At 67.8% G+C, this 10,317-nt stretch carries 7 protein-coding genes; all 7 read left to right on the top strand.

The features are described 5' to 3' along the window. On the top strand, positions 1-1,084 hold a 1,084-nt coding region (locus tag GOAMR_RS22805), incomplete at its 5' end, for a sarcosine oxidase subunit beta family protein (RefSeq protein WP_005193488.1). A gap of 16 nt (positions 1,085-1,100) precedes the next feature. Continuing rightward, a complete protein-coding gene (locus GOAMR_RS22800; protein WP_005193487.1) occupies positions 1,101-1,367 on the top strand; it encodes a sarcosine oxidase subunit delta in 267 nt (88 codons plus the stop codon). Next, positions 1,364-4,381 (top strand): 2Fe-2S iron-sulfur cluster-binding protein, encoded by a 3,018-nt coding sequence (locus tag GOAMR_RS22795; protein WP_005193486.1) that lies wholly within the window; start codon positions 1,364-1,366, stop codon positions 4,379-4,381. Before GOAMR_RS22800 ends, GOAMR_RS22795 begins: the two co-directional genes overlap by 4 nt. Then, the gene (locus GOAMR_RS22790) at positions 4,374-4,949 is read left to right on the top strand and encodes a sarcosine oxidase subunit gamma (RefSeq protein ID WP_005193484.1); all 576 of its coding nucleotides are present in this window, start codon (positions 4,374-4,376) and stop codon (positions 4,947-4,949) included. Before GOAMR_RS22795 ends, GOAMR_RS22790 begins: the two co-directional genes overlap by 8 nt. A gap of 11 nt (positions 4,950-4,960) precedes the next feature. Continuing rightward, positions 4,961-7,432 (top strand): GcvT family protein, encoded by a 2,472-nt coding sequence (locus GOAMR_RS22785; RefSeq protein ID WP_005193483.1) that lies wholly within the window; start codon positions 4,961-4,963, stop codon positions 7,430-7,432. Positions 7,433-7,545: 113 nt separating this feature from the next. Continuing rightward, on the top strand, positions 7,546-9,279 hold the full coding sequence (locus tag GOAMR_RS22780) for a BCCT family transporter (RefSeq protein WP_005193482.1): 1,734 nt from the start codon (positions 7,546-7,548) through the stop codon (positions 9,277-9,279). 179 nt (positions 9,280-9,458) lie between these two features. Continuing rightward, entirely contained in the window at positions 9,459-10,265 is an 807-nt protein-coding gene (locus GOAMR_RS22775) for an IclR family transcriptional regulator (protein ID WP_005193481.1), read from the top strand. Positions 10,266-10,317 lie beyond the last annotated feature (52 nt).

Raw genomic sequence — 10,317 nt, 5'->3', positions numbered from 1 at the left:
CATCACGAATGTGGCCGTCCTCGAACGCGGTTGGCTCGGCGGCGGCAACATGGCCCGCAACACCACCCTGATCCGGTCCAACTATCTCTGGGACGAAAGCGCGGGCATCTACGAGCATTCCCTGAAACTGTGGGAAGGTCTCGAGGAGGAACTCGGCTACCCGATCCTGTTCAGTCAGCGCGGCGTGCTGAACCTGGCGCACACCGAACAGGATGTGCGCGACAGCATCCGGCGGGTGGAGGCCAACCGGCTCAACGGGATCGACGCGCAGTGGCTCGACCCGAAACAGGTGCTCGACGTGTGCCCCATCGTCAACACCTCCCACGACATCCGCTACCCCGTGCTCGGCGGCACCTTCCAGCCGCGCGGCGGAATCGCCAAACACGATTATGTGGCTTGGGGTTTCGCCCGCAGCGCGGTGAACGCCGGCATCGACATCATCCAGAACTGCGAGGTGACCGGGTTCGTCACCGACGGCGGGACGGTGACCGCCGTGGAGACCACGCGCGGGCGGATCGGCACGGGCCGGGTCGCGTTGTGCGCGGCCGGGCACACCTCCACCCTCACCGACCTGCTCGGGGTGCCGGTGCCGGTGCAGTCCCATCCGCTGCAGGCGCTCGTCTCCGAGTTGCTCGAACCGATCCACCCGACGGTGGTCATGTCGAATGCGGTGCACGTGTACGTGTCCCAGGCACACAAGGGTGAGCTGGTGATGGGTGCGGGCGTCGACTCGTACAACGGATACGGGCAGCGCGGCGCGTTCCACATCATCGAACGGCAGATGGCGGCGGCCGTCGAACTGTTCCCGGTGTTCGCCCGCGCCCGGCTGTTGCGCACCTGGGGCGGCATCGTCGACGTCACCCCTGACGCCTCCCCGATCATCGGAACCACCCCGTACGACAACGTCTACCTCAACTGCGGCTGGGGCACAGGAGGATTCAAGGCGACCCCGGGTGTCGGCTGGTGCCTCGCACACACCGTCGCCACCGGTGTGCCGCACGAGATCAACGCCCCGTTCACGCTGGAACGCTTCTACACCGGCGCCCTCATCGACGAACACGGCGCCGCCGCGGTCGCCCACTGACCCGAGAGACTCTGCGATGCAACTGATTCCCTGCCCGAACTGCGGGCCGCGCGAAGAGACCGAGTTCCACTACGGCGCCGCCGCCGGGATCGCCTACCCCGAGCAGCCCGGCGACCTAGACGACATCGAGTGGGGCCACTACCTGTTCTTCCGGCCGAATCCGAAAGGTGCGCTGGCCGAACGCTGGTGCCACACCGCCGGTTGCCGGCAGTGGTTCACCCTCGAACGCGACACCGTCACCTACGCCTTCCGCCCCACCTCCCCGAAGGTCGCCGAATCATGACTCAGCCCAACCGTCTTCCCACCGGCGGCCGGATCGACCGGGACCGGCCGATCGAGTTCGTGTTCGGCGGACGGACCTACACCGGGTACGCCGGGGACACCCTCGCGTCGGCGCTGCTGGCCAATGGGGTTCGTGAGGTGACCACCAGCGTCAACCTCGGCCGGGTCCGCGGCATCAGCGGATCGTGGGCCGAGGACGCCACCGCCCAGATCGGGGTCGACGCCCCGTTCATCGAGCCGATGATCCCGGCGACCACCGTCGAACTGTGTCCCGGGCTGGTGGCGCACGGGGTTCCGGGGTGGGGCAGGCTCAGCTTCGAGCCCGACACCGCGCGGTACGACCGGCTGCACCATCATCCCGACGTGCTGGTGGTGGGGGCCGGCGCGGCCGGCCTCATGGCGGCGCTGATCTGCGCGCGGGCCGGGGTGTCGGTGCTGCTGGTCGACGAGCGCAACACGCCCGGTGGGGCGACTCCCGACGCCGCCTGGGTGCAGGCGGCGGTCGCCGAGTTCGACGGGTTCGGGCACACCACCCGGCTGATCCGCACCACCGCGTTCGGCGGCTACGACGACGGATTCGTGCTGGCCGTCGAACATCGCACCGACCACCTCGGGGACGCCGCGCCCGCGCACGTGTCGCGGCAGCGGCTGCACCGGATCCGGGCGCGGCACATCATCGTCGCCGCCGGTGCGCACGAGCGGCCGATCGTGTTCGGTGACAACGATCTTCCCGGGGTGATGCTGGCCGGGTCGGCCGCCGAGTATGTGTCCCGGTACGGGGTGCGGCCCGGGTCGTCGGCGGTGGTGTACACGGCGGGTGACTCGGCATATGAGGCGGCGTTCGCGCTGGTGCGTTCCGGTGGTGCTGTTCCCGCGATCATCGACGTGCGGGAACAGGTGTCGTCGGATCTGCTCGACGAGGCGCGCGGTCTCGGCATCCCGGTGTATCCCGGCGGCCATGTGGTCCGGGCGGTGGGTTCTGCTTCGACTTCGGCTCACGGGGTTTCGAGGCTCGTCGCTAACGCTCCTCACACCTCAACCGACATCGGGGACACCACCGGCGACAGCGACGGCGGCACCGGAGATCAGGAGGCGACCCACTCGCCGGTTGAGGTGCGAGGAGCGTTAGCGACGAGCCTCGAAACCTCGCAAGACAGCGATGTCCACGGCCCCGCCGGGGTGAGCGGGGCGGTGGTCGGTGCGCCGGGACTGGACGCGGGGACCGTCATCGACTGCGACACCATTCTGGTGAGCGGCGGGTGGAATCCGGCGGCGCATCTGTGGAGTCAGTTGCGCGGGGCCATCGCGTTCGACGAGACGGCGGCGGCATTCCTGCCCGTCGGGAGCCTGGGTGGGGTGGAGATCGTCGGGGCGGCAACCGGTTTGCTCACCGAGGGCGGGTGCCTGACGGACGGCCGGCGCGGCGCACTGGCGGCACTGCGCAAGCTGAACGTGGCGCTGCCGGAGTTCCGGGGCGTACCGAAGGTGTCCGAGCGGACCCCGGCGGCGACGGCGATGTGCTGGCGCACCCCCGGCGACCCGGCCACCGCCACAACGTCGTTCGTCGATCTGCAGCGCGATGCGACGGTCGCCGACATCGCCCGCGCCGTGGGCGCCGGGATGCGGTCGGTGGAACATGTGAAGCGGTACACCACCATCGGCACCGCGCACGATCAGGGCAAGACATCGGGCATCGTGGCGTCGGGCATCGTCGCCGAGCTGACCGGGACCCCGGTGGCCGCCGCGGGCACCACCACGTTCCGGCCGCCGTACACACCGGTGTCGTTCGCGGTCCTCGCCGGCCGCGACCGCGGTGATCTGTACGATCCCGTGCGTCGCACGCCCATTCACGATTGGCACGTCGAATCCGGCACCGTGTTCGAGGATGTGGGCCAGTGGAAGCGGCCGCGCTATTACCCGCGCGGCGGCGAGGACATGGATGCCGCTGTTCAGCGCGAATGCGCTGCCGTCCGTTCGGGTGTCGGCATTCTCGACGGTTCGACGCTGGGCCTGATCGAGGTGGCCGGACCGGACTCCCCCGCGTTCATGGACATGCTCTACACAAACCTGATGAGCACCCTGAAACCCGCCAAGATCCGCTACGGCGTGATGTGCGGCGCCGACGGCATGGTCATCGACGACGGCACGGTGATGCGCATCGACGACGAGCGCTACTGGGTGTACACCACCACCGGCAATGCGGCGATGATCCTGGACTGGATGCAGGAGTGGCAGCAGACCGAGTGGCCGCAGCTGCGGGTGTTCACCACCTCCCTCACCGACCACACCGCCACGTTCCCGGTTGTCGGGCCGCGCTCGCGGGACGTGATCGGTGCGGTGTTCGGTGATCTCGACGTGTCCAATGAGGCGTTCGCGTTCATGGAGTGGCGCGACACGACCTTCGCCGGTGTTCCGGTGCGGGTCGGCCGGGTCAGCTTCTCCGGCGAACTGGCCTTCGAGGTGAATGTCGCCGCCGGGTACGCCCGCGCCGTGTGGGATGCTCTCATCGAATCCGGTACACAATACGGGATTACCCCGTACGGCACCGAGACGATGCACGTGCTGCGCGCGGAGAAGGGCTATCCGATCATCGGGCAGGACACCGACGGCACCGTCACCCCGCACGACCTGGGCCTGGGCTGGGCGGTGTCCAAGAAGAAGCCGGACTTCATCGGAAAGCGCTCATACACAAGGCAGTCCCATCTCGACCCGGACCGCAAGCAGTTGGTCGGGCTGCTGCCGGTGGATGCCACCACCCGACTGCCGGAGGGCTCGCAGGTGATCGAGCAGAGCCCGGACCGGACGCTGCCGCCTGCCTCGGTGCCGATGCTCGGGCACGTCACCTCCAGCTACGACAGCGCCGAACTCGGCAGGCCGTTCGCCCTGGCCCTCGTGGGCGGCGGCACCGGTCGTATCGGCACCCGCCTCGACGTGCCCGTGGGTGAGCGGCTCGTCGAGGTCGAGGTCACCTCCCCCGTGTTCGTCGATCCCGAAGGAGCCCGCCGCGATGGCTGAGCCGACTTTCCGCACCCCACTGGCCGGGTGGTCCGACCGTTTCGCGGCGCTCGCCCCCGCGGTGCTCGTCGCCGAGACACCCGTCGCGCAGATCAGCGTGCGCAGTACCGATCCCGCGGTGATCGAGGCGCTGGGCCTACCCGGCGTGTGCTCGGTTGGCCGTCAAGGCGATGGCACCGAGGCGATCTGGCTCGGCCCCGACGAGTGGATTCTCACCCGGCCGGGTGTCGCGGCCCACGACTGGCTGCCGACGCTCCAGGAGACTGTCGACGACGCCCAGTCCGCCCCGGGCGGCACCTATCTCACCGATGCGAGCGGCCAGCGCACCCGGCTGACCCTCCACGGCCCCCGGGCGGCAACGATTCTCGCGCACGGTTGCTCAATCGACCTCTCCCCCACCAGATTCGGTGACACCACCGCCGTCCAGACCCTCCTCGCCCAGGCCGGAGTCGTCCTGCACCGCGACGGCGACGGCTTCGCACTGTATGTGCGCTCGTCGTTCGCCGACTACCTCGCCGCGTGGATCGTCGACGCCGCCATCGAATACACCACCGTCCCACCCCGTTAAGGAACCTCCCCATGAGCAGTCCGAAAGTCGTGATCGTCGGCGCAGGCATCGTCGGCACCTCCCTGGCCGACGAGCTGACGATGCGCGGCTGGACCGACGTCACCGTGCTCGACCGCGGCCCGCTGTTCGCCACCGGTGGTTCCACCTCACACGCCCCCGGGCTGGTGTTCGCCACCAACCCGTCCAAGACCATGACCGAACTGGCCACTTACACCCTGGAGAAATTCTCGGCGCTCGAACATCCTGACGGCTGGTGCTTTTCGCATGTCGGCGGGCTCGAGGTGGCCACCACCGAGGCCCGGTGGGACGACCTGCACCGCAAGGCCGGCTGGGCGTCGTCGCGTGGTGTCGACCACGAGCTGCTGTCCGCCGCGCAGTGTGGCGAGCTGCACCCGCTGCTCGACCCGGACATCGTCATCGGTGGATTACATACCCCGCGTGACGGTCTGGCGAAAGCCCTGCGCGCCGTGGAAGCGCAGGCGGTGCGGGCCCGGTCGCGTGGGGCCGAGTTCATCGGCAACACCGAGATCATCGATGTCGTCGAGGAGAACGGTGCCGTGCGCGGTGTGCGCACCACCACCGGGGTGGTCGACGCCGATATCGTGGTGTGCTGCACCGGTTTCTGGGGCCGCGAGTTCGGCCGCCGGGTGGGCCTGACCATCCCGCTGGTGCCGATGGCGCATCAGTACGCGATCACCACCCCGGTCGAATCGCGCGCCGGCACGAACTCGCCGGTGGCCGAGGCATCGCTGCCGATCCTGCGGCACCAGGACCAGGACCTGTATTACCGCGAGCACGGCGACCGGATCGGTATCGGCTACTACGGGCACCACCCCATGCCGTCGGACGTGAACAACCTCGACTACGCGAGCAAGATCTCCCTCGACGAGATGCCGTCCAAACTGATGTTCACCCCCGACGACTTCACCGGCGCCTGGACCGAGACCGTGACACTGCTGCCCGAACTCGGCGGCGGCAAGGTCGACGAAGGATTCAACGGCATCTTCTCCTTCACCCCCGACGGGCAGTCGGTGGTGGGTGAGCACCGCGAGCTCTCCGGGTTCTGGGTGGCCGAGGCGGTGTGGGTGACCCATTCGGCCGGCGTGGCTCGCACCGTGGCCGAGTGGATGATCGACGGCACCCCCGCCGTCGACGTGCACGAGATCGACCTGTACCGCTTCGAGGACGCCGCGCTGAACGACGATTTCATCGTCACCACGAGCTCGCAGCAGTTCGTTGAGGTGTACGACATCATCCATCCGCACGATCAGCGCAAAGCTCCCCGGCAGGTACGCACCAGCCCGTTCTACGACCGGCAGTCCGCGCTCGGCGCCGAGTTCTGGGAGGCGGCACTGTGGGAGCGTCCCGCGTGGTTCGAGGCCAACGCCGGACTGCTCGACGCACTCCGGGCCGACGGGCTGGTTGTGCCCGAACGCGATTCGTGGTCGGCGCGGCACTGGTCCCCCATCTCGGTCGCCGAGGCGTCGTGGACCCGCAGCAACGTGGCCCTCTACGACATGACACCGCTGACCCGCTATGAGCTGTCCGGTCCCGGCGCGCTCGACCTGCTGCAGTGGCTGACCACCAATAACCTTGCCAAATCCGTCGGTTCGGTCACCTACACGCTGATGCTCGACGAGAATGGCGGAGTGCGTTCCGATCTCACCGTCGCCCGCCTCGCCGACGACGTATTCCAGATCGGCGCCAACGGTCCCGCCGACTTCGACTGGATTTCTCGCCGGATCGCCGACGGTGGGTACGGGGATCGGGTTACACTGCGCGACATCACCGGAGCGACGTGCTGCCTGGGCCTGTGGGGGCCGCTGGCACGCGATGTGGTAGCGCCGCTCACGTCCGCCGACCTCAGCAACGACGGCCTCAAGTACTTCCGCTGCCTGCGCACCACCATCGGTACCATTCCGGTAACGATGATGCGTGTGTCCTACGTCGGCGAATTAGGGTGGGAAATCTATACATCCGCCGAATACGGTCGCGCCCTGTGGGATCTTCTGATGAAATCCGGAGAGCCACAGGGGATTATCGCAGCCGGACGCATCGCCTTCAACAGCCTGCGTATCGAGAAGGGATACCGCAGCGCCGGGACCGACATGACCACCGAACACACCCCCGACGCCGCCGGTATCGGATTCGCCGTACGCGCAACCAAACCCGACGACTTCATCGGGAAACAGGCGCTGACACAACGCGAACCGTGCCCCAAGGTATTGAAAACCCTTCGCCTTGACGACCCGTCGGCGGTGGTGTTAGGCAAGGAACCGGTCATCATCGACGGCGCCGTGGCCGGCTATGTGACCAGTGCGGGCTGGTCGGCCACCGTCGGCACCTGCCTGGCCTATGCCTGGCTGCCTGCCGGCACCGACACCGGCACCGCGGTCACCGTGCGCTACCTGCGCACCGCATACGACGCCACGGTCGTCGACGATGTGGTCGTCGACCCGTCCATGTCACGGATACGGAAGTAGCATCCGGTGACAGCGTTCCTCGGGCACCGCCGGTCATCCGGCGACGCACCGAGTCCACCGCGCCGACGGCGTCGCGGCCGACCCGACAACCGCATAGGGAAAGGTAACGCGACATGAGTTCTGACCAGACGGAATTTCTGCCTCGCACGAAACCCCAGATCACCAAGCCACAGATAGATCCGATCGTCTTCGGCGTCACCGCCGCCTTTGTGATCGGCTTTGTGATCTGGGGCCTGGTGGCTCCGGAGAACATGTCGGACGCCACCTCCGACGCCCTGAACTGGATCACCGACAACGCGGGCTGGCTCTACATCCTCACCTCGTCGGGCTTTGTGACCTTCGCGCTCTACCTGGCCTTCGGCAAGTTCAGCAAGATCCCACTCGGCAAGGACGGTGACGAACCCGAATTCCGCACCGTCAGCTGGATCGCCATGATGTTCAGCGCCGGCATGGGCATCGGCCTGATGTTCTTCGGCTCCTACGAGCCGCTGTTCCACTTCAGCTCACCACCGCCCGGCACCACCGCCGAGGACGTGAAGGTCGCGATGGCGACCACCATGTTCCACTGGGGATTCCATCCGTGGGCGATGTATGCCGTGGTCGGCCTGGCCATCGCGTACAGCACCTACCGGCTGGGCCGCACCCAGCTGTTCAGCGCGGTATTCGCCCCGCTGATGGGCAGTCAGGCCAACGGCCCCGGCGGCAAGGTGATCGACATCCTCGCGATCTTCGCGACCCTGTTCGGCACCGTCGCCTCCCTCGGCCTCGGTGCCCTGCAGATCGGTTCGGGCATGACCAAGTCCGGCTGGGTGGACAACCCGTCGACGACGCTGCTCGTGGCCATCATCGCCGTCCTCACCGCCTGCTTCGTCGCCTCCGCCGTGTCGGGCGTGGCCAAGGGCATCCAGTGGCTGTCCAACACCAACATGGTGCTGGCGATCATCCTCGCCGTGTTCGTGTTCGTCGTCGGCCCCACCCTGTTCATCCTGAACCTGCTGCCCACCTCGCTCGGCGCGTACTTCACCGACCTCACCTCGATGTCGGCGCGGTCGTCGGCCACCACCGACGCCGACAGCTGGCTGGCCGGCTGGACCATCTTCTACTGGGCGTGGTGGGTGTCGTGGACGCCGTTCGTCGGCCTGTTCCTGGCGAAGATCTCCAAGGGCCGCACCATCCGCGAATTCGTCATCGGTGTGATGGTGGTGCCGTCGACGGTGTCACTGGTGTGGTTCGCCGTGTTCGGCGGCACCGCGATCCGGCAGTTCAGCACGGGCACCCTGAAGTTCGACCCGAACACCGCGGCCTCCGAGGACACCCTGTTCGACGTCCTCGACCACCTGCCACTCACCGGCATCGCGTCGACGCTGGTGATGATCCTGGTCGCGATCTTCTTCGTCTCCGGCGCCGACTCGGCGTCGCTGGTGATGGGCACGCTGTCCGAACGCGGCTCGCACCATCCGAGCCGGACGGTCACCATCTTCTGGGGTTCGCTCACCGGAATCGTGGCGGCGGTGCTGCTCGCGGCCAGTGGCGACGACGGCCTCAACGGCATCAAACAGATGGCGATCATCGCCGCGCTGCCGTTCGTCATCGTCATGGTGGGCATGTGCCTGTCGCTGTACCTGGACCTGCGCAAGGACCCGCTGATCGTCGCCCGCTCGCACTACCTCGGGAAGTTCGACGACCATGTGCGCACCAGCGCCGCCAAGTTCAGCGAGACCGGTGAGCTCGGAGTGGTCACGGTCGACCCGAAGACCGGCCTGATCACCCCCGTCGACGGCGCGGTGCCGGCCAAGGGCGACGGGTCCCCGGCGGCGGAACCTGAGGGCGAGACGACGTCGATATAGCCGGAAATCCCCCGACCTGCCTCCGCCGGTTGAGGTGCGAAGGTCGCCCGGCGACCGAGCCTCGAAACCCGGTGAGCGGACAATGCGATCTCACCGGATTTCGAGGCTCGCCGCTTGCGCTCCTCACACCTCAACCAGCGACAGAAACCGACAGAACCGACATGTACTCTGGGGAAATCATGCCTGCGGACGTGAGCGCGATCGACACCTCGGGGAGCGACCGGCAGTCCGGGACCACCGTCCAGTCCGTCGACCGGGCGTTGCAGATCCTCGAACTCATCGGGCAGGCCGGTTCGGCCGGGGTCAGCGAACTCGCCCTGCAACTCGGGGTCCACAAGTCGACGGTGTCGCGGTTGATCGGATCGCTGGAGGCGCGTGGATTTGTCGAGCAGGTGCCCGGCGGACGCGGGTACCGGATCGGTTTCACCGTGGTGCGCCTGGCCGGCACCACCGCCGCCAAACTCGACCTGAACAAGTACGGGCAGGACGTGTGCAACCAGGTCGCCGCCGACACCGGCGAGACCACCAACCTGGCGGTGCTCAACGGCGACCAGGCCATCAACGTCGTCGAGGCGCTCGGCACTGCGGGCGTGGCGCTGCACACCTGGATCGGGCAGGCCACCCCGGCACACACGACCTCCAGCGGCAAGGTGCTGCTGGCCTCCCTGACCGCCGCCCAATTGCGCGACCTGTTGCCGGAGCGACTGGCGTCGTACACCGCCAACACGGTGACCGACCGCAAGGAGTTGCTGGACGAACTCGCCCTCGTCACCGAACGCGGCTGGGCCGTCGCCGACGAGGAACTCGAGGTGGGGATGGTGGCCATCGCCGTCCCCGTCCGCGACCACACCGGCGGGGTCATCGCCGCACTCAGCATCTCCGGCCCCCGCTACCGGCTCGATCCCGCCGACGCACCCACCATCGCGGCATCCCTGGCCGACGCCGTCGCCGAGCTCAGCGCGAAGTTCGGGTACACCGGCCCCTGACGGCCCCGGCGTCCTGTCGGCGGCTGACGGTACTTTGGGAGATATTCGTGCC

Source organism: Gordonia amarae NBRC 15530 (assembly GCF_000241345.1).
Classification (GTDB): Bacteria; Actinomycetota; Actinomycetes; order Mycobacteriales; family Mycobacteriaceae; genus Gordonia; species Gordonia amarae.
The sequence above is the reverse complement of the archived record's forward strand: the minus strand, read 5'-3'. Positions and strand labels throughout refer to the sequence as shown.

Bases quoted from the DNA above. Each gene is read 5' to 3' on its own strand.
- GOAMR_RS22800 (WP_005193487.1), top strand. From the start codon at position 1,101: ATGCAACTGATTCCCTGCCCGAACTGCGGGCCGCGCGAAGAGACCGAG.
- GOAMR_RS22795 (WP_005193486.1), top strand. From the start codon at position 1,364: ATGACTCAGCCCAACCGTCTTCCCACCGGCGGCCGGATCGACCGGGAC.
- GOAMR_RS22790 (WP_005193484.1), top strand. From the start codon at position 4,374: ATGGCTGAGCCGACTTTCCGCACCCCACTGGCCGGGTGGTCCGACCGT.
- GOAMR_RS22785 (WP_005193483.1), top strand. From the start codon at position 4,961: ATGAGCAGTCCGAAAGTCGTGATCGTCGGCGCAGGCATCGTCGGCACC.
- GOAMR_RS22780 (WP_005193482.1), top strand. From the start codon at position 7,546: ATGAGTTCTGACCAGACGGAATTTCTGCCTCGCACGAAACCCCAGATC.
- GOAMR_RS22775 (WP_005193481.1), top strand. From the start codon at position 9,459: ATGCCTGCGGACGTGAGCGCGATCGACACCTCGGGGAGCGACCGGCAG.